The sequence below is a fragment of the Nonomuraea sp. NPDC003560 genome (assembly GCF_042878785.1).
Lineage (GTDB): Bacteria > Actinomycetota > Actinomycetes > Streptosporangiales > Streptosporangiaceae > Nonomuraea.
The window spans coordinates 469,828-493,936 of the sequence record NZ_JBIAOF010000002.1 but is presented as its reverse complement, the minus strand read 5'-3'; the positions used below and the strand labels follow the sequence as shown (position 1 = coordinate 493,936).

Genomic DNA, 24,109 nt, shown 5'->3' with positions numbered 1-24,109 from the left:
CCCGCCTTCTCGCCTTCTCGCGTGCGTCCCCGCTCAGCGGGCCGGTTTCCAGCGCAGGACGCCGCCGGTGACCACGGGGCGGCGGCCGTCGATCGCGCCGCCCCGTTCGAGGGCGTCGGCGACGGTCCGCAGCAGCGTGTACGACGACCGCAGCCGCCTGCCCGTGACCCCCGACACCGTCCCGTCGGCCGAGCTGACGGTGGCGTACGCCGTGACGCCGTCGGCGGCCGTGTAGGACAGGATCGGGATCAGCAGGCCGTCCCAGGACCCGGCCGGACGGCGGGCGCACATCTCGCGCCAGGCGTCCCTGATGCCGCGGACGGTGAGATGGTCGCCCGCCCCGGGGCGGAAGCCCAGGACGCCCGCGCCGCGCGCGCCGTTGTGGCGCAGCAGGGAGGCGCGCAGGGCGTCGGGGAAGTCCACGCCCATCTGCGACTCGGCCACGGCGATCGTGCGCGCCCTGACCGGGCCGCCGAGCGTGCGGTAGGTGCGGGGGGCGTTGCTCCTGAGCCAGCGTTCGATGCGCCGCCATTGGGCGTCCACGGCGCGTTTGACGTCGGGCGCGACCCTGCGGGGGTCGATCGGGCGGCGCCGGGGCGCGCAGTTGGGCGCCTGAGCGGCGGAGGCGGCGGGCGTGGGCAGTGTCGCCACGGGGTCGGCCGGCGGCTCCACGGGCGTCAAGGGCTCGCCGACGGGGGGCTCCAGGGGGTCGGCCCCGTCCGGGGGCGCCTGCTGCTCGGTGACGGCGCGCATGAGGGCCTGGGCGTCGCGCTGCGCCGACGTGCCCATCAGGGCGAACGCCAGCGTCAGGGTCACGACGACCCCGATGGCCAGCCACAGCAGGGCCGTCCGGGCGCCCCGCGGCCGCCGGGCGGCAGCCGGTACGGACGGCGGCGGCTCGGCCCGCGGCAGGCGGGCCCGGCGGCGCAACCGCACCGCGAGGGCGATCAGGACGGCCGCGGTGAGAGCCTGGCGGACGAGCTTGAGCACGTCGCGCACCCTATCCCGAATCGAATCGGCTCATGTGACGCTCTAAGGTCGAACGTATGGAATTCCGACACCTCGGCCGCAGCGGTCTCATGGTCAGTGAGATCAGCTACGGCAACTGGCTCACCCACGGCTCCCAGGTCGAGGAGGACGCCGCCAAGCTGTGCGTGCAGGCGGCGCTCGACGAGGGCATCACCACCTTCGACACCGCCGACGTCTACGCGGGGACGAAAGCCGAGGAGGTGCTCGGCCGGGCGCTCAAGGGCGTCCGCAGGGAGTCGCTGGAGATCTTCACCAAGGTCTACTGGCCCACCGGCCCCGGCAAGAACGACCGCGGGCTGTCCCGCAAGCACATCACCGAGTCGATCAACGCCTCGCTGCGCCGCCTCCAGACCGACTACGTCGACCTGTACCAGGCCCACCGCTTCGACAACGAGACGCCCCTTGAGGAGACCCTCAAGACGTTCGACGACCTCGTACGCCAGGGCAAGGTGCTCTACGTCGGCGTCAGCGAGTGGACGGCCGAGCAGATCGGCCGCGCGCTGAAGATCGCCGACGAGATGGGCTTCGACCGGATCGTGTCGAACCAGCCGCAGTACTCGATGTTGTGGCGGGTCATCGAGGCGGAGGTCGTGCCGCTGAGCGAGCGCGAGGGCCTCGGCCAGATCGTCTGGTCGCCGATCGCGCAGGGCGTGCTCACCGGCAAGTACCTGCCCGGTCAGCAGCCTCCGCAGGGCTCGCGGGCGACCGACGCGAGCGGCAGCGCCATGATCGCGCGGTACATGAACGACGACGTGCTCACCCGCGTTCAGGAGCTGCGGCCGATCGCCGACGACCTCGGCCTGACCATGGCCCAGCTCGCCGTGGCCTGGGTGCTGCAGAACCCGAACGTCTCCAGCGCCATCGTCGGCGCCACCCGCCCCGAGCAGGTGCGCGACAACGTCAAGGCGGCCGGCGTCAAGCTGGAGGACGACGTGCTCAAGCGCATCGACGACGTGCTCGGCACTGTCGTGGAGCGCGACCCGGCCAAGACGGTGAGCCCCGCCATCCGTCCGTGACCCGGAAAACGAGAAACCCCTTGAGCCACAATGCGCTCAAGGGGTTTCCGTTTTTTCGCGGATCACTCCGGACGCAATGACATTCCCGTGTATTCGACGCGGTCCTCGTCGAGCAGCGCCACCTGCTCGACGCCGGATTCGAGCAGCTCACGCCAGTTCTCCCCGAGCCAGGACTCCGCATCGGCCTGACTCGGGAAAACCTCTCGCGGCAAAGGGCGGTCCGTCACCTCACCACCATTTGCATCTTCATAACGCCACCGCCATGTCATGCCATACGCTCCTTCTCCGCGGGTTCGCCGGCGCCTTCCCTCCGACGGCACTGGAACCCTACTCCCGAGCTCGGAGGTCCATCGATGCTGCGCGCGGGCCGTGTTGCCGCGGCGGTCGTCCTGGGGGCGGCCGCCGTAGTCCTTCTCCCCTCCTCCGCGCTCGGCTCACCCTCCTCGCGGCCCGGCGGTCCCGCGCCTGGGGCCGTGCGGCTGTGGGGGGTCTGGCGCAGCGACGGCACGGCGTGGCTGGCGTCCACGGCCGCGTACGAGCCGGCGGACGGCTCGGTCGTCGGGTGGCGCTTCGCGGTCTCGGCCGACGGGTCGGTGGGCGAGCCGCCGGGGGGTGAGCTGCCGTCGTTCCCGGCGGTGTGCGTCCAGGACGCGGCCGGCTCGGGGCACAAGCGGGTGGCGGTCGCGGTGGACTTCGGGGACGGGGAGGGCGACGTCCCGTCCGGTGAGCGGCCGCCGGCGCACCCGCTGCTGCGGTGCGTGACCGGCGCCGAGGACGCGACCGCCGCCCAGCTCCTGGCCTCCGCGGCCAGGGTCGGCGTGAACGGGCGCGGCGAGGTCGTGTCGGTCAGCGGCTACCCGTCCCAGGCCGCGGGGACGGCCCCGTCCCAGGAAGCAGGGGCGGCCCCGTCCCAGGAGGCGCATGCCGCCGAGCGGGCCGGTGCGCCCGCGAGCGCGCCCGGCGGGGCTCCGGCGCTGCTGATCGCGGGCGGTGCGGGGGCGCTGCTGCTGCTCGGCGCGGGCACGGCCCTGGCCACCCGCCGCCGCCCCGGCCGGGCCGGTCGGGCCGGTCGGTAGCCTCTGGGCGGTGAAGATTCTTCTCTCCGGGACCGGGGGTGCGGCGGGCTGGCCGGTGGACGGGTGCCCGTGCGCATCGTGCGTCCGGCTCCCCCAGGACCGCCGTCGCCGCCCCTTCGAGCTGCTCGTGGACGACACGGCGCGGTTCCCCTTCACCGGCGGCGGCGCGTTCGGCGGCGGGCTCGGGCTGGTGGCGGCCGACGGCGCGGCGGTGCTGTGCCTGCCGCCGGGCCGGGAGGCCCCCTCGGACGGTCCCGCCCGCTACGACGTCGTCGTGCTGGACCTGCTGGACCGCCCGCAGCGGCTCGGCGAGCTGCGCCGCGCCGGGCTGGCCGACGACCGGACCACAGTGGTGGCCGCGTGGCTGGACCACCGGATCAGGTCGGAGGACGAGCTGGCCAGGCGGCTGCGGTTGTGGGGGGCGGCGGCCGTGCCGGACAGGACGGTCCTGGGCAGCGGCGGAACGGTCCGCGAGACGCCGCCGCGGCGGGCGCTGCTGCTCGGCGGGTCCAGGTCGGGCAAGTCGGCCGAGGCCGAGCTGCGGCTGGCGGCCGAGCCGTACGTCACCTATGTCGCCACCGGCGGCGACGGCGCGGCGGACGGCGAATGGGCGGCGCGGGTACGGGCGCACCGGGAACGGCGGCCCGCTCACTGGGACACGGCCGAGACGACGGACCTGACCGGGGTCATCGCGGCGGCGCGCACGCCCCTGCTGATCGACGGGCTGGGCACGTGGCTGGCGGCGGTGTTCGACGAGCACGGGGCCTGGGACGGCGACCGCACGCCGGTCGCCCGCCGCTGCGCGGAGCTGGTCGAGGCGTGGCGCGGCACGCCGGTGCCGCTCGTGGCGGTCTCGGACGAGGTGGGGATGGGCGTGGTGCCCGCCACGTCCGCCGGCCGGGCCTTCAGGGACGCGCTCGGCAGGCTCAACGAACGGCTCGCCGCCGAGTCGGAGTACGTCGCCCTGGTGGTCGCGGGACGTCCGCTGGAACTGTGACCCGTGGCCTCCGGGAGCCGGGGCTACGGGCGTACGGCTCTGGCGTACCAGCGGCCGTCGAGGCGGTCGACGTGCAGCGGACGGCCGAAGCACTCCGACAGCAGGCCGGGGGTGAGCACCTCCGACACCGGCCCGGCGGCCAGCAGCCGCGAGTCGCGCATGAGCAGCGCGTGCGTGGTGGTCGCGGGCACCTCCTCCAGGTGGTGGGTCACCGTGACCGTGGTCAGCACCGGACGGGTGGCGGCCAGCTGCTCGACCGCGGTGATGAGGTCCTCGCGGGCCGGCAGGTCGAGCCCGGCGAACGGCTCGTCGAGCAGCAGCACGGCGGGCTCGGCCATGAGCGCCCTGGCCACTCGGATCCGGGCCCGCTCCCCTTGCGAGCACACCCGGAACGGGCGCTCGACCAGGTCCTTGCAGCCCAGGTCGGCCAGCAGGCGGGTGGCGCGCTCGCGCTCGTTGTCGCCGTACTTGTCCCACAGCGGGACGCTCGTGCCGGTGTGGCCGGTCAGGACCACCGTGTGGGCGGTGGCGCCCTCCTCCTCCAGCAGGTCCTCGTCGATCAGCCGCTGACTGGCCGCGACCAGGCCGATGTGGCGGCGCAGCTCCCGCAGGTCGACCCGGCCGAGCCGGTGGCCGAGCACGCTGACCGCGCCCTCGCTCGGGTGGCGCACCGCCCCGGCCAGCGAGAGCAGGGTGGTCTTGCCCGCGCCGTTGGGGCCGAGGATCACCCAGTGGTCGCCGTACGCCACCTGCCAGTCGATGCCGTCGAGCAGCGTTTTGCCGACAACCCGGACAGCTACACCTTCGAGTTCAAGCACGTGCATTCCCGCCACATTAGTCGGCCCTAGGATCGGTCGTTATGCCGCTTGCTGAGCTGACCCATGGGCTGCGCTTCGCGATCGGCATGCTCAGCGCCGTTCCCGTGCGGGTCGACAGGGTCGATCGGGAGGTCGCCGGGCCGGCCATGGTGGCGGCCCCCGCGGTCGGGCTGGGGCTCGGCGCGGTGGCGGGCCTGGCGCTGCTGCTGCCGGGGCCGCCGCTGCTGGGCGCGGCGCTCGCGCTCGGGCTGCTCGCCGCGCTCACCCGCGGCCTGCACCTGGACGGGCTGGCCGACCTCGCCGACGGCCTGGGCAGCGGCCGGCCCGCCAAGGACGCCCTCGACATCATGAAGAAGTCGGACATCGGGCCGTTCGGGGTGATGACGCTGGTCATCACGCTGCTCGTCCAGGCGGCGGCGCTGACCGGGGCCGGTTACCCCGCCCTGGTGACCGCCTGCGTGGCCGGGCGGCTGGCGCTCACCTGGGCGTGCCGGGCGGGCGTGCCCGCCGCGCGGCCCGGCGGGCTCGGGGCGATGGTGGCGGGCACCGTGAGCGATCCGGCGGCGTGGCTGGCCACGGCGGCCGCCCTGGCCGTGACCGCCGGGCTGGGGCTGGCGGCCGGGACGTGGGCGCCGCCGATCGCGCTGGCGGCCGGGCTCGGGGCGGCGCTGCTGCTGCTCCGGCACGCCCGTCGGCGGCTCGGCGGCGTCACGGGGGACGTGTTCGGCGCCCTGGTGGAGACCGGGACGACGGCCGCGCTGGTGGTGTGCGCGATCCTGCCCTGACCGCGCTGACCGGGCTGACCGGCAAACTGGCGGACCGGCAAACGGGCGGACCGGCGGCGCGGTCGCCGCACCCGGCTCCGGCTCTCGGCTCCCGGCGCAGGCCGGGTCAGGCGACCGGCTGCGGGGCGCGGGCCGGGAGGCGGCGCACGAGCACCACGCACAGCAGCGCGAGCGGGACCCAGCCGACCAGCCCGGTGAGCCCGGACACCGCCGTGTCGGGCGGGGCCGCGGCGTCCCCGAGCAGCAGCACGGCGGGCAGCACCGCGTTCAGCGAGCCGTGCGCGACCACGCAGGGCCACACGCTGCCCGTACGCAGCCGCAGCCAGCCGATCGCGATGCCGGCCAGCAAGCAGAAGCCGATGAACTGCAGCGCCGCCCACGACCCGAGGCTCGGGTAGTTGTAGCCGAGCAGGGTGAGCGGGGCGTGCCACAGCCCCCAGATCGCGCCGGACAGCGCCAGGCCGCCGAGCGGGCCGTACGTGCCGGACAGCCGGGGCAGCAGCCAGCCGCGCCAGCCCCACTCCTCACCCAGCGCCGGGACCGCGTTCAGCACCGGGCCCGCCAGCACGCCGATGGCGATCTGCAGGTAGAGCGCCGGGCCAGGGTCGGCCGGCGGTTGCACGCCCCCGGCCGCGAGCTGGGCCCGGAACAGGCTGAACCGGTCGAGGTCGAGCGGGAACAGCCCGACGGCGGTGCTGAGCCCGGCGCAGACGGCGATCAGCAGTGGCACGCCCAGCCAGGCGGCCAGCACGTACCGGCCGGTGCGGCCCTTGCTCTCGCCCAGCGTCAGGCCGGTCTCGGCGGCCCAGCGCCGCCAGGGCGCCCGCGACAGCGCCCACACCCCGAGCACCCCGGCGGTCGGCGTGAACATCATGACCGCGGCCAGCCCCTTGGCCGCGGGCGAGCCCAGGCCCGCGCCGAGCCAGATGGGCAGCGCCACCAGCCAGGACAGCCCGAAGGCGAGGACGAGGAAGACGGGAAGCTGTTTTCTCATGACCGTGCACGCTCCGCGACGAGGGCGTTGATGAGGGACGCGCCGCGCTCGGCGTCGTCGATGCTGATCGCCAGCCGCCCGCCGGAGCGGTAGCCGACGACCAGGCACTCGCCGCCGCGCAGCATGATGGTGGCCGCGCCGGGCAGGCCGCGGAAGCCCCAGCCGCCGACCTCGCTCGGCCTGCGGTCCTCGGTCCAGGCCCGGTCGATCCGCGACAGCGGGATCCTGCGCGCCGGGACGCCGAACGGCCCGAAGCCGATGACGAGCGCGTCGTCGCCGACCCGTACGGACAGCGTCGCCGTCGCCAGCCCCGCGACCAGCACGATCACGGCCCCGGGCAGGGCGGAGGCCATGGTCGCCGCCGGCACGACGCCGGCCAGGCGCAGCCCGCAGAGCACGACGATCGCCGCCGCGGCCACCAGCGTCAGCGCGACCAGCCAGGGGTTGACCAGCCGGCTGATCCAGACCGTGCGGCGACCGGGCCGCAGTTTCATGGCCGGGGGCGGCTGCACCGCCTCGACCGGGTCGGGCCCGCCCCTGCCGAGGTAGCCCGCGAACACGCCGACAGCGAGGGATCCGACGACGACCAGCGGGACGTGCCAGCCCGGCAGGCTCGCGGCCGTCCAGTCGGGCACGTCGAGGTTGGCCGCCAGCGTGGAGGCCTGCGTGCCCAGCACCAGGACGCCGCCGCCGAACAGCCCGCCCCACCACAGCGCCCGCCCGTTCCGGTGCCGCAGCGCCCAGCCCCGCGCGGCGACGGCCAGGAACACGATCCACACCACGGTCCACACCGCCGCCACCGTCAGCACGTGGGCCTGGAAGGACGCCGAGCCGTCGACGCCCGCCGCGCCCCAGTGGGTGGCCAGCGGGTCGGGCAGCCGGTCGCGCAGCCCCATGGGGGCCAGGAGCAGGGCCGCCGTGACGGCCGCGCCCCACCCGGCCGCGGGGATTCGGGGGTTCATGGCAGATCCTCCAGGATGGTGATGAGGTCCTCACGGCGGTAGCCGTGCCTCTCGGCCTCCTCCAGCAGCTCCCGGGCGCGCTGCACGAGCAGCGCGCGCCCGTCGGCCTGGCCCGCGACGCTGACCCCGCGCCCCCGCCTGAACTCCAGCAGCCCCTCGTCGCGCAGGTCGCGCAGGGCGCGCAGCACGGTGTTGGGGTTGATGCCGAGCGCCCTGGCGAGGTCGCGGGCGGGCGGAAGGCGGTCACCGGGCGTGTAGGAGCCCTCGCCGATGGCGCGGCGGATGGCGCCGGCCACCTGTTCGTGGAGGGGCCGTGCGTCGTTGAGATCGAGCGCGAGCAACATGATGCTAATGACACTAGCACCATGAAACGGAATGCGTCCGACCAGCATTTGTAGGATGAACCCCTGTTTGTGAGTACGCAGAAACCGTGGATAGCATCGGTTTACGTGACCACTGTGCGGCTGAACTCAGCAGACCCAGTCTCTGTCGACACCGACGCCCTGATCGTCGGCTTCCGGCCCGGCCAGGACGGCCCCCGCCCGGCCACGGGCGCTGAGTCCCTCGACGCGGCTTTCGGCGGCAACCTCGCCACCTCCCTCAGCTCGCTCGGCTTCTCCGGCAAACCCGGAGAGCTGGCCAAGCTGCCCACGTTCGGCGCCGTCCAGGCCCCGGTGCTCGTCGCCGTCGGCCTGGGCGACTCCTCCGACCACGAGTCCCTTCGCCGCGCCGCCGGCGCCGCCGTGCGGTCGCTGGCCGGCACCGCGCGCGCCGCGCTGGCCCTGCCCGCCGACGACGACGCCCAGGCCGAGGCCGTCGCCCTGGGCGCGCTGCTCGGCGCGTACGGCTTCGACCGCTACCGCACGGGCGAGCCGCCGAAGGCCCCCGTCTCCGAGATCACCGTCCTGTCCGGGCAGGGCGAGTCCGCCGCCGAGCGGGCCGGCGTGCTGGCCGAGTCGGTCTCGCTCGTCCGCGACCTGGTCAACACGCCGCCGTCCGACCTGTGGCCGGCCAAGTTCGCCGAGATCGCCGAGCAGGAGGGCGCCAAGCACGGGCTGACCGTCGAGGTCCTCGACGAGAAGCAGCTCAAGGACGGCGGCTACGGCGGCCTGGTCGGCGTCGGCCAGGGCTCGGTCAACCCGCCGCGCCTGGTCCGCGTCGCCTACAGCCACCCCGAGGCGGGCAAGACGCTGGCGTTCGTGGGCAAGGGCATCACGTTCGACTCCGGCGGCCTGTCGCTCAAGCCGTCGGCCGCCATGGACTGGATGAAGTCCGACATGGGCGGCGCGGGCGCCGTGCTCGGCGCGCTGGTCGGCATCGCCCGGCTCGGCCTGCCGGTCAACGTCGTCGGCTACCTCTGCCTGGCCGAGAACCTGCCGAGCGGCACCGCCCAGCGCCCCTCCGACGTCATCCACAGCTACAGCGGCAAGACCGTCGAGGTGCTCGACACCGACGCCGAGGGCCGCCTGGTGCTCATGGACGGCATCGCGCGCGCCGCCGAGGACGACCCCGACCTGATCGTCGACATCGCCACGCTGACCGGCGCGCAGATCGTCGCGCTCGGCTGGCGCACCGCGGGCGTCATGGCCAACGACGACGCCGTCCGCGAGCTGGTCGTCGAGGCCGCCACCGCCGCGGGCGAGGGCGCCTGGGGCATGCCGCTGCCGGAGGAGCTGCGCAAGGGCCTCGACTCGCCGGTCGCCGACATCGCCAACCTCCACCCCGAGCGCTTCGGCGGCATGCTCACCGCCGCCATCTTCCTCAAGGAGTTCGTGCCCGACGGGGTGCGCTGGGCGCACATCGACATGGCCGGACCGGCCTACAACAAGGGCGAGGCGTACGGCTACACCCCCAAGGGCGGCACCGGCGCCATCACCCGCACCCTCATCGGACTCGCAGAGCGGCACGCGAGCATCTGAAACAAATGAAAAGATGACGGCATCACGAACACCCCGACAAGGAGCCTTCCTGTGGCCTATGACATCGTCGTCCTAGGTGGCGGCAGCGGCGGTTACGCCTGCGCGCTCCGGGCGGCCGAGCTGGGCAAGTCGGTCGTCCTCATCGAAAAGGACAAGATCGGCGGCACCTGCCTCCACAGGGGATGCATCCCCACGAAGGCCCTGCTGCACTCGGCCGAGGTCGCCGACGAGACGCGCGAGAGCGCGTCCTTCGGCGTCAAGGCGAGCTTCGAGGGCATCGACGTCCAGGGCGTGCACGCGTTCAAGGACAAGATCGTCACGCGGGCCTGGAAGGGCGTCCAGGGCCTGCTCAAGGGCGCGGGCGTGACGGTGGTCGAGGGCGAGGGCCGTCTGGTGGGCCCGCGCAGCGTGCAGGTGGGCTCGGAGGTCTACGAGGGCGCCGACCTCGTGCTGGCCACCGGCTCGGCCCCCCGCACGCTGCCCGGTCTGGAGATCGACGGCGAGCGCATCATCACCAGCGAGCACACCCTGAAGATGGACCGCGTGCCGTCGTCGGTGATCGTCCTGGGCGGCGGCGTGATCGGCGTCGAGCTGGCCAGCGTCTACCGCTCCTTCGGCGCCGAGGTCACGATCGTCGAGGCGCTGCCGCACCTGCTGCCCACCGAGGAGGAGTCCAGCTCCAAGCTGCTGGAGCGGGCCTTCCGCCGCCGCGGCATCAAGTACGAGCTGGGCGTCTTCTTCGACTCCGCCAAGACCACCGAGACGGGCGTCGTCGTCACCCTGGCCAACGGCAAGACCCTCGACGCCGAGCTCCTGCTCGTCGCGGTCGGCCGCGGCGCGGTGTCGTCCGGCATGGGCTTCGAGGAGCAGGGCGTGACCATCGAGCGCGGCGCCGTCGTGGTCGACGAGCACTGCCAGACCTCGGTCCCCGGCGTCTACGCCATCGGCGACCTGATCCCCACGTTGCAGCTGGCCCACGCCGGGTTCGCCGAGGGCATCATGGTGGCCGAGCACATCGCCGGCCTCAACCCGCCGCCGATCGACTACGCCGGCGTGCCCCGCATCACCTACTCCGACCCCGAGGTCGCCTCGGTCGGCATCACGTCGGCGCAGGCCGCCGAGCGCGGCATCGAGATCGTCGAGCAGGTCTACGACCTGGCCGGCAATCCCAAGAGCCAGATCCTCGGCACCTCCGGAGCGGTGAAGGTCATCGCCCAGAAGGACGGCCCGGTCGTCGGCGTCCACATGGTGGGCCGGCGCATCGGCGAGCTCGTCACGGAAGGCCAGCTGATCTACAACTGGGAGGCGCTGCCCGCAGAGGTCGCCCAGCTCATCCATGCACATCCGACCCAGTCCGAGGCAGTCGGTGAGGCGATGCTGGCCCTGGCCGGCAAGCCGCTGCACGTACACAACTAGTCCAGCCCTCGAGATCAGAACGCGAGAGAAGAATAACGATGCCGGTCTCCGTACAGATGCCCCAGCTCGGCGAGAGCGTGACCGAGGGCACGGTAACCCGTTGGCTGAAGAAGGAGGGCGAGCGCGTCGAGGCCGACGAGCCGCTCCTCGAGGTCTCGACCGACAAGGTCGACACCGAGATCCCGTCGCCTTCCGCGGGTGTCCTCACCAAGATCGTCGTGGCTGAGGACGAGACGGTCGAGGTCGGCGCCGAGCTCGCCATCATCGACGAGAACGCCCAGCCGGGCGCCGCCGCCCCGGCCCCGCAGGCCGCTCCCGAGCCCGAGCCGGAGCCCGAGCCCGAGCCCGCCCCGGCTCCCCCGGCCTCCTCCATCCCGCAGCCGGCCCCGGCCCAGCCCGCTCCCCAGCAGGCCGCCCCGGCTCCGGCCCCGCAGGCCCCGGCTCCGGCCCCGCAGGCCCCGGCCCCGCAGGCCGCTCCGGCCCCCGCCCCGCAGGCCCCGGCTCCGCAGCAGCCCGCCGAGCCCACGCCGCTGCCGTCCTCGGGCGACAGCCCCTACGTGACGCCGCTGGTGCGCAAGCTCGCCAACGAGCACGGCGTCGACCTCGACTCGATCAACGGCACCGGCGTCGGCGGCCGCATCCGCAAGCAGGACGTGCTGGAGGCCGCCAAGTCCCAGCGCGCCCAGGCCGCCGCCCCGGCCGCGGCTCCGGCCGCCCAGCCGGCCCCCGCCGCCGCCCAAGCCCCGGTCGCCGCGGCGCCCGAGCCGGTCGAGGTGGACACCACGCTGCGCGGCCGTACGGAGAAGATGACGCGGCTGCGTCAGACCATCGCCAAGCGCATGGTCGAGTCGCTGCAGACCGCGGCGCAGCTCACGTCGGTCGTCGAGGTCGACGTCACGAAGATCGCCCAGCTCCGGGCGCGGGCCAAGGACGACTTCTTCCGCCGCGAGGGCGTGAAGCTGACCTTCACCCCGTTCTTCGCGATGGCCACCGTCGAGGCGCTCAAGCAGCACCCCAAGCTCAACGCCACGATCAACAACGAGACCAACGAGGTCACGTACTTCGACGTGGAGAACCTGGGCGTCGCGGTCGACACCGAGCGCGGCCTGCTCGCGGCGGTCGTCAAGAACGCCGGCGACCTCAACCTGGCCGGCCTCGCCCGCAAGGTCACCGACCTGGCCGAGCGCACCCGCAACAACCAGGTGACGCCCGACGAGGTCACCGGCGGCACGTTCACGCTGACCAACACCGGCAGCCGTGGCGCGCTGTTCGACACGCCGATCCTCAACCAGCCGCAGGTGGGCATGCTCGGCACCGGCGCGGTCGTCAAGCGGCCCGTCGTGCTCGACACGCCGGAGGGCGAGGTCATCGCGGTGCGTTCGATGGTCTACCTGGCGCTGACCTACGACCACCGCCTGGTCGACGGCGCCGACGCCGCCCGCTTCCTGACGACGATCAAGCGTCGCCTGGAGGAGGGCCGCTTCGAGGCCCAGCTCGGGCTCGCGTAGTCATCGCTCATGAGGCCGGGTGGCTCCTTCGGGGGGCCGCCCGGCCTTTGGCGTACTGTGGGGCCATGGCGATCATCGTGACCGGGGCGTCGGGCCTGATCGGTACGGCGCTGGTCGGGGCGCTGCGCGACGAGGGGCGGGAGGTCGTCCGCCTGGTCCGGCGGGAGCCCGCGGGGCCCGGAGAGGCCTTCTGGGACCCTTCGGCGGGGGTGATCGACCGGGCCGCGCTCGAAGGAGCCGAGGCCGTGGTGCACCTGGCCGGGGCCTCGGTCGGCGACCGGCGCTGGACCGCGGACTACAAGCGCGAGCTGGTGCGCAGCCGCGTCGAGGGCACCCGGCTGCTGGTCGACGCCCTGCGCGCGCTCGGCAGGCCGCCCGAGGTGCTGCTGTCGGCCTCCGGGGTCGACTTCTACGGCGACACGGGCAGCCGGGAGATCGACGAGAGCCAGGGCCAGGGCCAGGGGTTCCTGGCCGAGCTGTGCGAGCGCTGGGAGCGGGAGGCCGAGCGGGCCGCCGAGGCCGGCTGCCGGGTCGCGCGGCTGCGGACGGCGATGGTGCTGAGCCGGCACGGCGGGGCGCTCGGGCGCATGCTGCCGATCTTCCGCATGGGGCTGGGCGCGCCGCTGGGGACGGGCCGGCAGTACTGGTCGTGGATCTCCTTGGACGATTGGGTGGCCGCCGCACTACATATCCTGAAAAATCGGGATATTGAGGGTCCGGTCAATCTCGGGTCCCCTTCTCCGGTCACCAACGAAGAATTCACCCGGACTCTGGGTAAATGCCTGCGTAAAGGCACAGTCCCCATGCCGGTACCGGCGTTCGCCCTGTCCATCGGGGTGGGCGAATTCGCCCGCGCGGGGCTGCTGCCGAGCCATCGCATGATCCCGCGGAAACTGCTTGACAGCGGCTACGGCTTCACGCATACCCGTCTCGACGAGGCGCTGCGCGCCGTACTGTAGGGTGCCGTTCGTCCTTCAGCACGCAGGAGATCCGACATGAGCAGGTCCGGGCAGTCGCACATTCTGGCCATCGGGGGCGGGTCGTTCCGCCCGAGCGAGCGTCACAACTTCATCGAGGCGAGCGGGTTGCTGCGGTACGGCCTCGACCTGACCGGCCAGGACCGCCCCAAGCTCGGCCTGGTCGCCACCGCCGTCGGCGACTCCTCCGACTGGCTGCTGAAGATGTACGGCGCCTTCTCCGGCTGGGACGTCGAGCTGAGCCACCTGACCGTCTTCCCCATGCCCAACGTGGAGGACGCGCGGGCCTGGGCGCTCGAACAGGACATGATCTACGTCAGCGGTGGCAGCGTGGCCAACCTGATGGCGTTGTGGCGGCTGCACGGCCTCGACGAGGTCTTCGAGGAGGCCTGGCGGGCCGGTGTGGTGCTGTCCGGGCAGAGCGCGGGCGCCCTGTGCTGGCACGTGGGCGGCAACACCGACTCCTTCGGCCCGGCGCTGCGTCCGTGGGCCGACGGGCTCGCGCTGCTGCCGTACTCGTGCGGGGTCCACTACAACGCCGAGCCGCAGCGCCGCCCGCTTCTGCAGGAGTCGGTCGCCTCCGGCGAGCTGCCCGGCGGGTACGCCGCCGACGAGGGCGTCGCCCTGCACTACGTGGGCACCGAGTTCATCCAGGCGGTCACCGTCGACCCGCAGGCGTACGCGTACCGGCTGGAGTACGACGGCTCCAACGGCGTCAAGGAGTTCAGGATCGAGCCACGCCTGTTGACCCCCTGATTACCCGGACAGGGTGAGGGAACGGCACAATGGGCTCATGCGCCCCATCCACGGGGACGATCCCCACGCGCTGGCCGTCGTCCGCCTTGGTGTGGACGTCCCCTACGAGCAAGCCTGGTCGTTGCAGCGCTGGATGCACGGCAAGCGGGTCGCCGGCGAGCTGGGCGACGCGGTCCTGATCCTGGAGCACGCCCCCGTCTACACCGCGGGCAGGCGCACCCTGCCCGGCGACCGCCCCTCCGACGGCACCCCCGTCGTCGACGCCGACCGGGGCGGCCGGGTCACCTGGCACGGCCCCGGCCAGCTCGTCGCCTACCCCATCGTCGCCGTCGCCGACGTGACCCGTTACGTCTGCGCCCTTGAGGAGACGATGATCCAGGTGTGCGCCGACTTCGGCGTCACCGGCCGGCGGGTGCCGGGGCGTCCGGGCGTGTGGGCGGCCGGCGACGTCGCCCTGGGGCTGCCCGACCGGCAGCTCGGCGCGGTCGGCATCCGCGTCGCGCGCGGCGTGACGATGCACGGGTTCGCGCTCAACTGCGCCAACGACCCCCGGTGGTTCAACCGGATCACGCCGTGCGGGCTGCCCGACGCGGGGGTCTCCTCGCTGTCGGCCGAGACCGGCCGCCGGATCGTGGTCGAGGAGGTCATCCCGATCGCCGAGAAGCGGCTGGCCGACGCCCTCGGCAGGGAGCCGTTCGACCTGCACGAGGAGGATCTGCTGCGCAGGTGACCGAATCGGCATCGAACAGCGGTTGAACCTGGATCTTTCCGGCTTAACATCGCCGTGTGAAGCGTTCCGCCGCTCTCGTTCTCGCGCTCCTGGTTCACCTGCTCACGCTGGCCTTCCTCGCGCTGGGCGCGTGGGCCGTGCTGGCGCACCTCGACTCCCTCGTGGCGTGGCTGGTCGGCGGCGTGAGCCTGGCCCTGGGATGGGCGCTGCGGCCCCGTCTTCCCCGTCTGCCGGCCGACGCCGAGGTGCTCGACCGCGCCGCGGCCGGCGAGCTGTACTCGCTGGCCGGCCGGGTGGCCGACCGGGCCCGCGTCAAGAGGCCGCGCAAGGTCGCGGTCCGGGACCTGGCCACGGAGACCGTCTATGACCATGTGGGCGTGCCGCGCACGCCGGTGCTGGTCATCGGGCTGCCGTTGTGGCTGGCCCTGACGCCGCGGCAGCGGGTGGCGCTGCTGGCCACCGCGTACGCGCGCACCCCCGCCGCCGAGGAGCTGATCGTGGACGGCGCCCTGTTCACGCTGGCCTCCTGGCACGACGCGCTGCTCGGGTCGAGCGCTCCGCTGAAGATCAGGGAGGAGGCCCAGGCCAAGATCGCCGCTTCGTCGCTGGGCGCGATCGACCAGCCCGGCACGACGTACGAGGCGGCGGGGTTCTTCGGCCGGATGATCGGGCGGGTGCTGGGCGGCCCGGTGCTGCTGGCGGAGTACGCCCTGACGGCGCTGGCCCGCGCCGGGCGGCCCCGTGCCGAGCAGCGGCGGGAGGCGATCGCCCGGCGGGTCGTGTCCGAGGCCGAGCTGGACGAGCTGCGCGCCCTGGCCGCCGGCGGCTACCTGGCGCCCATCCAGGCCGCGGCGCTGCGCGGCGAGAGCGTCACCGAGATCAGGCAGGGCGCGCTGGCCCGCCACCGGCTCACCGACGACGGCGTGCTGACCTCGGCGCCGCACTCGGAGCTGCTGGACACCGCCGGGTCCGCGCTGATCGACGAGGAGCTGCTGCGCCACTACACCAGGGCGATCCGCGGCTTCGGGCTCATCACCTGACCCTCGACCGGTCCGGTTCCGCGGCGGACGTAAGCTGGACGGGTGACCGTTGCTCCTGATGGCCGAAAGCTCCTCCGCCTGGAGGTGCGCAACGCCGAGACCCCTATCGAGCGCAAGCCCCCGTGGATCAAGACCAAGCTGAAGACGGGCCCCGAATACACCGAGCTGAAATCGCTCGTGCGCCGGGAGGGCCTGCACACGGTCTGTGAAGAGGCGGGCTGTCCCAACATCTACGAGTGCTGGGAAGACCGCGAGGCGACCTTCCTCATCGGCGGCGACCAGTGCACCCGCCGGTGCGACTTCTGCCAGATCGACACGGGCAAGCCCAAGGAATACGACCGCGACGAGCCGCGCCGGGTCGCCGAGTCCGTCCAGCAGATGGGCCTGCGCTACGCGACCGTGACCGGCGTGGCCCGCGACGACCTGCCCGACGGCGGCGCCTGGCTCTACGCCGAGACCGCCCGGCAGATCCACTCCCTGCTGCCCGGCTGCGGCGTCGAGCTGCTGGTGCCCGACTTCAACGGCAACCGCGACCAGCTGGAGGAGGTCTTCTCCAGCAAGCCCGAGGTGTTCGCCCACAACGTCGAGACGGTGCCGCGCATCTTCAAGCGCATCCGCCCCGCCTTCCGCTACGAGCGTTCGCTCGGGGTGATCACGACGGCCCGCGAGGCCGGGCTGGTCACCAAGTCCAACCTGATCCTGGGCATGGGCGAGACCCGCGAAGAGATCGTCGAGGCGATGCGCGACCTGCACGCCGCCGGCACCGACCTGCTGACGATCACCCAGTACCTGCGGCCGACGCCGCGCCACCACCCGGTGGAGCGCTGGGTCAAGCCGGAGGAGTTCGTCGAGCTGCAGGCCGAGGCCGAGGCGATCGGGTTCGCCGGGGTGCTGTCGGGGCCGCTGGTGCGCTCGTCGTACCGCGCGGGCAGGCTCTACCAGCAGGCCATCGCGGCCCGCCAGACCACCTGATCCAGGCTGCCCCCAGCTGATCCCGCCTGATCTTGCTTGAGCGGAGCCCCGGGCCGTTGCCCGGGGCTTTTCGCGTCCCTAGCATGGCAGGGCTGCCGAGGGAGGGCGAGGCCATGGCGACCGTGATCCGCACCAGCGACCTGCCCGCGCGCAGCCGTCACGACGCCTGGCGCGGCATCGTCTGCGACACGCTCGGGCCGCTCGACCTGCGCATCGATTCCGGCGCGCCGCTGCGGGGCGAGATCGAGCTGGGGCAATTAGGCCCCGTGGGCGTGGGCCGGGTGCGCACGTCCACGCCGCACAGCGTCCACCGCACGGCGAAGTTGATCCACCGCGACAACCCCGAGCTCTACCGGGCCGTGCTGGCCGTCTCGGGCAGCCCGGTGCTGCGCCAGGACGGCCGCGAGATCCGCCTGGACAAGGGCGAGTTCGCCATCTACGACTTCACCCGCCCCTACGAGATCGCCTACGACTCGGCCGTGCAGCTGGCGGTGTTCAGCTTCCCGCACGAGCTGCTGCCCCTGCCGTACGACGACGTGGCCCGGCTGACCGCGGTGCCCGTCTCGGCGCGCGAGGGCGCCGGCGCGCTGGCCGTGCCGCTGCTGCGCCGGGTCACCGAGGACTACGACGACTACACCCCGGCCAGCGCGGCCAGGCTGGCGACGGTGGTGATGGACCTGGTCACCACGGCCCTGGCCGAGCGGGCCGAGCAGGCCGCCGCGGTGCCCGAGGACGCCCGCCGCCGCGCCCTGCTGCTGCGCATACGCGCCTTCATCGACCAGCGTCTGGGCTGGTCCGACCTCGATCCGGCGATGGTGGCCGAGGCGCACCACGTCTCGGTGCGTTACCTGCACCGGCTGTTCGAGTCCGAGAACACGACGGTGGCCGCCTGGATCAGGCACCGGCGGCTGGAGCGCTGCCGCGCCGACCTGCTGGGCGCCCGGCACCTGCCGGTCGGCGAGGTCGGGGCGCGGTGGGGGCTGCCCGATTCTGCGCACTTCAGCAGGTTGTTCAAGCGGGCGTACGGGCTGCCGCCGGCCGAGTTCCGGCGCGCCAACCCCGTGCGCTGAACGTCAACCGTCCTGGCACGGGGATCCAAGACGCGCGGGGTCGTGGCCAGCAGACTGAAGGTGTTCCGAAACACCCCAGATGCCTAGGAGCACGACATGCAGCTCTTCCTCAACCTTCCGGTCAAGGACCTGGACCGGTCGCAGAAGTTCTTCACCGAGCTCGGCTTCACGATGTACGGCATGGCCGAGGGCATGGCCTCGGTGCTCGTCAACGAGCAGACCCAGGTCATGCTGCTCACCGAGCCGACGTTCTCGACGTACGTCACCAAGGAGATCGCCGACGCCACCACCAGCACCGAGGCCATCCTGGTGCTCGGCATGGAGAACCCGGCCCAGGTGGACGAGCTGGTGGACAAGGCGCTCGCGCTCGGCGCCACCCCGGCCGGCGTGCCGCAGGAGGCCGGGTTCCGCTACCAGCGCGGCTTCGCCGACCTCGACGGGCACCACTGGGAGGCCCTCTGCCTGGTCCAGCCCGCGTGAACGGCCACGCCACCTCGGCGGACGGCACCGTGCTGGCCTACGACAGCTACGGCGCCGGGCCCGCGGTCGTGCTGGTCAACGGCGCGTTCGGCGACCGGGCGCACCCCACGCTGGCGGGCGTGGCCGCCGCGCTGGCGCCCTGGTTCACGGTCGTCAACTACGACCGCAGGGGCCGGGGCGGCAGCGGCGACACCCGGCCGTACGCGGTCGAGCGGGAGATCGAGGACCTGGCGGCGGTGATCGGGGCGGCGGGCGGGACGGCCATGGTGTTCGGGGGCTCGTCCGGCGCGGCGCTCGTGCTGGAGGCCGCCGCCCGGGGCCTCGGCATCACGAGGGTGGCGGTGTGGGAGCCGCCGTACCACGTGGACGACGACGCTCCCCCGCTGCCGGACGACTTCGCCGCGCAGCTCGACGCGCTGGTGGACGCGGGCCGCTGGGAGGAGGCGGTCGAGCGGTTCATGGTGGAGGCGGCCGAGGTGCCGGTCGAGGCCGTGGCCGCGATGCGGGCCGACGCGTCGTGGGCGCACCTCAAGGACGTGGCCCGCACGCTGGCCTACGAGGCCGCCGTCCTCGGGCCGGGCAACCGGCTGCCGGCCGCCACGCTGGCCGCGATCGCACAGCCGCTGCTGGTGCTGAGCGGGGAGCGGAGCCCCCGGTGGATGGCGGGCGCGGCGCTGGCGGTCGCGGCGGGCGTGCCGGGGGCGCGGCACCGGGTGCTGGAGGAGCAGGCCCACGCCGTGACGCCGGAGGCGCTGGTGCCCGAGTTGCTGGAGTTCTTCGCCCGGTGACAGGCTTTGCGTAACGTAAAGGTCACAAACCTATCGAGTGCTCGGTTTTCTGGTGAACACTGATGCCGTGGAACTCGACGAACTGATCGCCCGGCTCGACCTCCCCACCAAGATCCGCCTGCTCACCGGGGCCGGCATGTGGTCCCTTCCGCCGATCCCCGAGATCGGGCTCGACCGGCTCGTGATGAGCGACGGCCCGATCGGCGTCCGCGGCGAGCAGTGGACCTCCGCCGACCCGTCGATCGCGCTGCCCAGCCCGACCGCGCTCGCGGCCACGTGGGACGTGGAGCTCGTCCGGCGGGCCGGCGCGCTGCTGGCCCAGGAGGCCCGGCGCAAGGGCGTGCACGTGCTGCTCGCGCCCACGATCAACCTGCACCGCTCCCCGCTCGGCGGCCGGCACTTCGAGTGCTTCTCGGAGGATCCGTACCTGACCGGCGAGATCGGCGCGGCCTACGTCGAGGGCGTGCAGGAGGGCGGCGTGGCCACCACGCCCAAGCACTTCGTGGCCAACGACTTCGAGACCGACCGCTTCACCGTGGACGTGCGGGTCGACGAGAAGACGCTGCGCGAGGTGTACCTGCGGCCGTTCGAGCGGGTGGTGCGGGCCGGCGCGTGGGGGCTGATGACGGCCTACAACGCGGTGAACGGCACCACCATGACCGAGCACTCCGCCCTGGTCAACGGCGTGCTGAAGGATGAGTGGGGGTTCGACGGGCTCGTCGTGTCCGACTGGACGGCCGTGCGCAGCACCGAGGCCGCCGCCCTCGGCGGCACCGACGTGGCCATGCCCGGCCCGTTCGGCCCGTGGGGGGACAAGCTGGAGGCCGCCGTCCGGGAAGGGCGGGTGCCCGAGTCGGTGGTCGACGACAAGGTCCGGCGCGTCCTGCGGCTGGCCCGGCGCACGGGCGCGCTCGGCGGCGGCGAGGACCGGCCCGCCCCCGGCGTCATCGACGGACTCGCGCTGGCCCGCGAGGTGGCCGCGCGCGGGTTCACCCTGCTCACCAACGACGGCGTGCTGCCGCTGCGGGACGTGCGCACGCTCGCGCTCATCGGCTCGGCGGCCGGCGAGGCCCGGGTCATGGGCGGCGGGAGCGCCCAGGTCTTCCCCGACCGGATCGTCTCGCCGCTGGCCGGGCTGAGCGCGCTGGAGGGCGTGGAGGTCCGGCACGCCGTCGGGACCGACCCGCGGATCCGCCTGGCGCCGCTGGCCTGCCCGGTCGTGGCGCAGTTCCTCGACGCGGGCGGCGGCCTGCTGGCCGAGCATCCGCTGGCGGCGGCCGAGGCGCGGTGGGTCGGCCAGCTGCCGCCGGACGTGGACGGCGAGCGGCTCGGGGCGGTGCGGCTGCGGGCGGCGTACACGCCGGGCACGTCGGGCCGGCACGAGCTGTCGGTGGCGGGCGTGGGCGCCTTCACCGTCGCGGTGAACGGCGAGACCGTCCTCGACGTGACGATCGAGCCGGAAGGGGGCGATCCGGCGGCCGCGTTCCTGTCGCCGCCGGAGCGGCGCTTCGCCGTCGAGATGGCCGCGGGCGAGTCGTACGAGCTGAGCGTGACGCATCCGGCGGGGGCCTTCGGGGGCATGGCGTTCGTGGCGTACACGCTGGGCCACGCCGACCCGGCGCCGGGGGCGGACGAGCTGATCGCCGAGGCCGTGCGGGTGGCGGCGGACAGCGACGTGGCGGTGGTCGTGGCCTCGACCACGCCGGAGGTCGAGAGCGAGGGCTTCGACCGCGAGACCCTGGCGCTCCCCGGCCGCCAGGACGAGCTGATCCGCGCCGTGGCCGCGGCCAACCCGCGCACGGTGGTCGTGGTCAACGCGGGCTCGCCGGTGGAGATGCCATGGGCGGACGAGGTCGCGGCCGTGCTGCTGACCTGGTTCCCCGGACAGGAGGCCGGGTCAGCGCTGGCCGACGTGCTGTCGGGCCGCGCCGAGCCCGGCGGCCGCCTGCCCACCACCTGGCCCGCGACGCTCGCGGACGCCCCCGTCACGGACGTCACCCCCGTGGACGGCGCTGTGGCCTACGACGAGGGCGCGTTCATCGGGTACCGGGCCTGGGAGCGGTCGGGGCGGGCTCCGGCCTTCTGGTTCGGCCACGGCCTCGGCTACACGACGTGGAGCTACGACTCCATCGCCGCCGAGGGCACGACCGTGACCGTCGCGCTGACCAACACCGGCGACCGCTTCGGCCGCGAGGTCGTGCAGCTCTACCTCTGCCGGGGCGCCGACCGCCGCCTGGCCGGGTTCGACGTGGTCGAGGCCGGGCCGGGAGAGACCGTGATCACGACCGTGTTCCTGCCCGACAGCGCCTTCCAGGTGTGGGAGGACGGCTGGCGCACGGTCGAGGGCGAGTACACGCTCCAGGCGTCGCACCACGTCGCGGACCCGAGGCTGTCGACCACGGTGAAGATCTAGCGACAAAGGCCGGTCGCGTTTTCCATAGTGCACCAGTTGGTTTGTATCCTTCTGAGCATGGCAAAGTCCGAGGATCCAGAGAAGCCGGGGCGCATCAAGCAGCTCCGCATGATCGCGCAGATCATCAAGCAGGCCAATCCCAAGGGGATGCCGATCGTCTTCCTCTCGGCGGTGGGCACGCTGGCTGTGGTCGTCGTGATCGGCCTGGTCACGGACTACCTGTGGTATTCGGTGTTCATCGGCGTCCTGGCCGCGCTCACCGTCGGGCTGGTCGTCTTCGGCCAGCTCGCCCAGAAGGCCCAGTACTCGATCCTGCACGGCCAGACGGGCGCCGCCGCCGCGGTCCTGCAGGGCATGCGGGGCAACTGGCAGGTCACCCCGGCCATCGCGGTCAACCGTGACCAGGACCTGGTCCACCTCGTCGTCGGCTTCCCGGGGGTCGTGCTGGTCTCCGAGGGGCCGGGCAACCGGGTGGCCAAGATGCTCGCGGCCGAGAAGAAGCGGGTCGCGCGCGTGGTGCTGGGCGTCGAGATCTACGACATCCAGTGCGGCGACGGCGAGGGCCAGGTGCCGATCGCCAAGCTCCAGCGGCACATCATGAAGCTGCCGCGCAACCTGAAGAAGCCCTCGGTCAACGAGGTCAAGGACCGGCTGCGCTCGCTGCCGAAGAACCTGCCGATGCCCAAGGGCCCGATGCCCAAGGGGGCCCGCATGCCGCGCGGCCCGAAGATGCGCTAGTGCTGTCGGTCTCCTCGCGGGCCAACCGCCACTGGTGGGACGGCAACGCCGACGACTACCAGGTCGAGCACGGCGGCTTCCTGCGGGACACCGGGTTCGTCTGGTGCCCCGAGGGCGTCGACGAGGCCGAGGCGCATCTCCTGGGCGAGGTGCGCGGCCGGCGGGTGCTGGAGATCGGCTGCGGCGCGGCGCAGTGCGCGCGGTGGCTGGTGACGCAGGGGGCCCGGGTGGCCGCCTTCGACATCTCCCACCGGCAGTTGCGCCACTCCCAGCGCATCGACCTCGACACCGGCCTGCGCGTGCCCGTGGCGCAGGCCGACGCCGAGTCGCTGCCGTACGCGTCCGGCGCCTTCGACCTGGCGTGCTCGGCGTACGGGGCGCTGCCGTTCGTGGCCGACCCGCTGGCGGTCTTCCGCGAGGTGCGCCGGGTGCTGCGGCCGGGCGGCCGGTTCGTGTTCTCGGTGAGCCACCCGATCCGGTGGGCCTTCCCCGACGATCCCGGCCCGCGCGGGCTCACCTCCGACCGCTCCTACTTCGACCGCTCGCCCTACGTCGAGCGGGACGACGACGGCACCCCCTCCTACGTCGAGCACCACCGCACGATGGGCGACTGGATCGGCCTGCTGGCCGCCTCCGGGCTGACCCTCACCGGCCTGCTGGAGCCGGAGTGGCCGCAGGGGCACGAGCGGGCGTGGGGCGGCTGGAGCCCGCTGCGCGGCCGGCACATCCCCGGCACGGCCATCTTCACCTGCGCGAATACCTAGCCGCCAGGGCCGCGAAGACCTCCTTGGGCTCCCAGCGGGTCTCGTCGAGCATCCTGACCACGCCGTAGGAGCCGAGGTCGTCGGCGCCGCGCCGGTTGTAGGCGGCGAAGGTGAACCAGAACGCGGCCGCCAGGCCCTCGGCCTCGAAGACGTCGAGCAACTCCGCCAAGTAGCGGACCTGCTCGCCCTCGTCGGGCACGGCCCCCTCGGGCACCAGCCACGCCGAGCCGCCCCGCTCCCCCGCGCCCTTGTAGGCGCAGGTGCCGAACTCGGTGGCGGCCACCGGCTTGCCGTGGGCGAAGTGGGCGCGCACCTCCGCGGGGAAGTCGGCGGCGTTGTGGGCGGCGCGGTAGGCGTCGACGCCGACGATGTCGAAGGGCGTCCAGTCGACGAACTCCCAGGGGCCCGACGCGTACGTGAGCGGGCCGCCGAACCGGGCCCTGACCGCCGCGGCGGCCTCGGCCAGGAAGGCGTTGAAGCGGGGCGCGACGTCGGCGGCCGTCGTCTGCCACCAGGCGAGGTCGGCCGTCGTCATGGCCTGCAGGCGCTCGCCGTACGTGGCGCCGGGGATGAAACCGTGGCAGAACGCGCTGGTCTCGCACCCGGCGACCAGCACCACCTCGGCGCCGGTGCGGCGCAGGGACTCGGCGCGGGCGGCGCAGTCGGCGTAGAGGGCGACGGCCTGCTCGGGGGTGGCGTCCACGGGGAAGGGCGCGAACCACACCTCCAGACCGGCCGCCGCGGCCCGCTCGGCCGCGACGGAGAGCCGGTCGGGATCGCCGCCGGAGACGCGGACGGCCGTGCAGTGGAGCTCGTCGGCGATCACTCGCATCTCGCGGGCGACGACGTCGGGATCGAAGG

25 protein-coding genes are annotated in these 24,109 nt (G+C 73.5%); 18 read left to right on the top strand and 7 right to left on the bottom strand.

Annotated elements, in window-relative coordinates:
* Positions 1-33 precede the first annotated feature (33 nt).
* A complete protein-coding gene (locus ACFYUV_RS07625) occupies positions 34-990 on the bottom strand; it encodes a hypothetical protein (protein WP_387666111.1) in 957 nt (318 codons plus the stop codon).
* A gap of 56 nt (positions 991-1,046) precedes the next feature.
* Here ACFYUV_RS07625 and ACFYUV_RS07620 point away from each other — a divergent pair, with 56 nt between their 5' ends.
* Positions 1,047-2,045, top strand: coding sequence for an aldo/keto reductase family protein (locus ACFYUV_RS07620; protein WP_358294156.1), 999 nt, complete (start codon positions 1,047-1,049; stop codon positions 2,043-2,045).
* 62 nt (positions 2,046-2,107) lie between these two features.
* Here the strand turns inward: ACFYUV_RS07620 and ACFYUV_RS07615 are convergent, their stop codons facing one another.
* On the bottom strand, positions 2,108-2,314 hold the full coding sequence (locus tag ACFYUV_RS07615) for a hypothetical protein (protein ID WP_357967657.1): 207 nt from the start codon (positions 2,312-2,314) through the stop codon (positions 2,108-2,110).
* Between the two features lie 84 nt (positions 2,315-2,398).
* Between ACFYUV_RS07615 and ACFYUV_RS07610 the strand changes: the two genes are divergently transcribed.
* On the top strand, positions 2,399-3,121 hold the full coding sequence (locus ACFYUV_RS07610; RefSeq protein WP_387666107.1) for an SCO2322 family protein: 723 nt from the start codon (positions 2,399-2,401) through the stop codon (positions 3,119-3,121).
* Positions 3,122-3,131: 10 nt separating this feature from the next.
* On the top strand, positions 3,132-4,118 hold the full coding sequence (locus ACFYUV_RS07605) for a bifunctional adenosylcobinamide kinase/adenosylcobinamide-phosphate guanylyltransferase (RefSeq protein WP_387666105.1): 987 nt from the start codon (positions 3,132-3,134) through the stop codon (positions 4,116-4,118).
* 23 nt (positions 4,119-4,141) lie between these two features.
* Here ACFYUV_RS07605 and ACFYUV_RS07600 read toward each other — a convergent pair whose 3' ends face one another.
* A complete protein-coding gene (locus ACFYUV_RS07600; RefSeq protein WP_358294161.1) occupies positions 4,142-4,942 on the bottom strand; it encodes an ATP-binding cassette domain-containing protein in 801 nt (266 codons plus the stop codon).
* Between the two features lie 35 nt (positions 4,943-4,977).
* Between ACFYUV_RS07600 and ACFYUV_RS07595 the strand changes: the two genes are divergently transcribed.
* Positions 4,978-5,721, top strand: a complete 744-nt coding sequence (locus ACFYUV_RS07595) for an adenosylcobinamide-GDP ribazoletransferase (protein ID WP_387666101.1) — start codon at positions 4,978-4,980, stop codon at positions 5,719-5,721.
* Between the two features lie 106 nt (positions 5,722-5,827).
* Here ACFYUV_RS07595 and ACFYUV_RS07590 read toward each other — a convergent pair whose 3' ends face one another.
* The 3 genes from ACFYUV_RS07590 to ACFYUV_RS07580 are packed head-to-tail and all read right to left on the bottom strand — an operon-like array spanning position 5,828 to position 8,021.
* Entirely contained in the window at positions 5,828-6,715 is an 888-nt protein-coding gene (locus tag ACFYUV_RS07590; protein WP_387666098.1) for a CPBP family intramembrane glutamic endopeptidase, read from the bottom strand.
* Positions 6,712-7,677 carry a hypothetical protein gene (locus ACFYUV_RS07585; RefSeq protein WP_387666096.1) on the bottom strand — a complete coding sequence of 322 codons (966 nt, stop codon included), beginning with the start codon at positions 7,675-7,677 and terminating at the stop codon, positions 6,712-6,714. The genes ACFYUV_RS07590 and ACFYUV_RS07585 overlap by 4 nt, the downstream gene beginning before the upstream one ends.
* Entirely contained in the window at positions 7,674-8,021 is a 348-nt protein-coding gene (locus tag ACFYUV_RS07580) for a GntR family transcriptional regulator (RefSeq protein WP_352353377.1), read from the bottom strand. Before ACFYUV_RS07580 ends, ACFYUV_RS07585 begins: the two co-directional genes overlap by 4 nt.
* Before the next feature lie 105 nt (positions 8,022-8,126).
* Here ACFYUV_RS07580 and ACFYUV_RS07575 point away from each other — a divergent pair, with 105 nt between their 5' ends.
* The 14 genes from ACFYUV_RS07575 (at position 8,127) to ACFYUV_RS07510 (ending at position 23,248) form a co-directional block, all read left to right on the top strand.
* Entirely contained in the window at positions 8,127-9,596 is a 1,470-nt protein-coding gene (locus ACFYUV_RS07575; protein ID WP_358294170.1) for a leucyl aminopeptidase, read from the top strand.
* A 51-nt stretch (positions 9,597-9,647) separates the two neighbouring features.
* On the top strand, positions 9,648-11,012 hold the full coding sequence (gene lpdA, locus ACFYUV_RS07570; RefSeq protein ID WP_387666092.1) for a dihydrolipoyl dehydrogenase: 1,365 nt from the start codon (positions 9,648-9,650) through the stop codon (positions 11,010-11,012).
* Positions 11,013-11,050: 38 nt separating this feature from the next.
* Positions 11,051-12,520, top strand: a complete 1,470-nt coding sequence (gene sucB / locus ACFYUV_RS07565; protein ID WP_387666091.1) for a 2-oxoglutarate dehydrogenase, E2 component, dihydrolipoamide succinyltransferase — start codon at positions 11,051-11,053, stop codon at positions 12,518-12,520.
* Positions 12,521-12,585: 65 nt separating this feature from the next.
* Positions 12,586-13,479 carry a TIGR01777 family oxidoreductase gene (locus ACFYUV_RS07560; protein ID WP_387666090.1) on the top strand — a complete coding sequence of 298 codons (894 nt, stop codon included), beginning with the start codon at positions 12,586-12,588 and terminating at the stop codon, positions 13,477-13,479.
* Between the two features lie 36 nt (positions 13,480-13,515).
* Positions 13,516-14,253 carry a Type 1 glutamine amidotransferase-like domain-containing protein gene (locus ACFYUV_RS07555; protein WP_387666088.1) on the top strand — a complete coding sequence of 246 codons (738 nt, stop codon included), beginning with the start codon at positions 13,516-13,518 and terminating at the stop codon, positions 14,251-14,253.
* Positions 14,254-14,290: 37 nt separating this feature from the next.
* Positions 14,291-14,983 (top strand): lipoyl(octanoyl) transferase LipB, encoded by a 693-nt coding sequence (gene lipB / locus ACFYUV_RS07550; protein ID WP_358294179.1) that lies wholly within the window; start codon positions 14,291-14,293, stop codon positions 14,981-14,983.
* A gap of 56 nt (positions 14,984-15,039) precedes the next feature.
* Positions 15,040-16,023: a hypothetical protein gene (locus tag ACFYUV_RS07545; RefSeq protein WP_387666086.1), complete on the top strand. Its 984-nt coding sequence runs from the start codon at positions 15,040-15,042 to the stop codon at positions 16,021-16,023.
* 42 nt (positions 16,024-16,065) lie between these two features.
* A complete protein-coding gene (gene lipA, locus ACFYUV_RS07540) occupies positions 16,066-16,995 on the top strand; it encodes a lipoyl synthase (RefSeq protein WP_352353393.1) in 930 nt (309 codons plus the stop codon).
* A gap of 113 nt (positions 16,996-17,108) precedes the next feature.
* Positions 17,109-18,065 (top strand): helix-turn-helix domain-containing protein, encoded by a 957-nt coding sequence (locus tag ACFYUV_RS07535; RefSeq protein WP_387666085.1) that lies wholly within the window; start codon positions 17,109-17,111, stop codon positions 18,063-18,065.
* 96 nt (positions 18,066-18,161) lie between these two features.
* Positions 18,162-18,545: a VOC family protein gene (locus ACFYUV_RS07530; RefSeq protein WP_387666083.1), complete on the top strand. Its 384-nt coding sequence runs from the start codon at positions 18,162-18,164 to the stop codon at positions 18,543-18,545.
* Complete coding sequence (locus tag ACFYUV_RS07525; protein ID WP_358294186.1) at positions 18,542-19,333, top strand: alpha/beta hydrolase; 792 nt, start codon at positions 18,542-18,544, stop codon at positions 19,331-19,333. Before ACFYUV_RS07530 ends, ACFYUV_RS07525 begins: the two co-directional genes overlap by 4 nt.
* Before the next feature lie 67 nt (positions 19,334-19,400).
* Positions 19,401-21,746 (top strand): glycoside hydrolase family 3 C-terminal domain-containing protein, encoded by a 2,346-nt coding sequence (locus ACFYUV_RS07520; protein WP_387666081.1) that lies wholly within the window; start codon positions 19,401-19,403, stop codon positions 21,744-21,746.
* Positions 21,747-21,803: 57 nt separating this feature from the next.
* Positions 21,804-22,484, top strand: a complete 681-nt coding sequence (locus ACFYUV_RS07515) for a DUF4191 domain-containing protein (protein WP_352323051.1) — start codon at positions 21,804-21,806, stop codon at positions 22,482-22,484.
* Positions 22,484-23,248 (top strand): class I SAM-dependent methyltransferase, encoded by a 765-nt coding sequence (locus ACFYUV_RS07510; protein WP_387666078.1) that lies wholly within the window; start codon positions 22,484-22,486, stop codon positions 23,246-23,248. Before ACFYUV_RS07515 ends, ACFYUV_RS07510 begins: the two co-directional genes overlap by 1 nt.
* Here the strand turns inward: ACFYUV_RS07510 and ACFYUV_RS07505 are convergent.
* Entirely contained in the window at positions 23,229-24,080 is an 852-nt protein-coding gene (locus ACFYUV_RS07505) for a hypothetical protein (protein ID WP_387666075.1), read from the bottom strand. The two genes, ACFYUV_RS07510 and ACFYUV_RS07505, sit on opposite strands and share 20 nt — an antisense overlap.
* Positions 24,081-24,109: the final 29 nt, after the last annotated feature.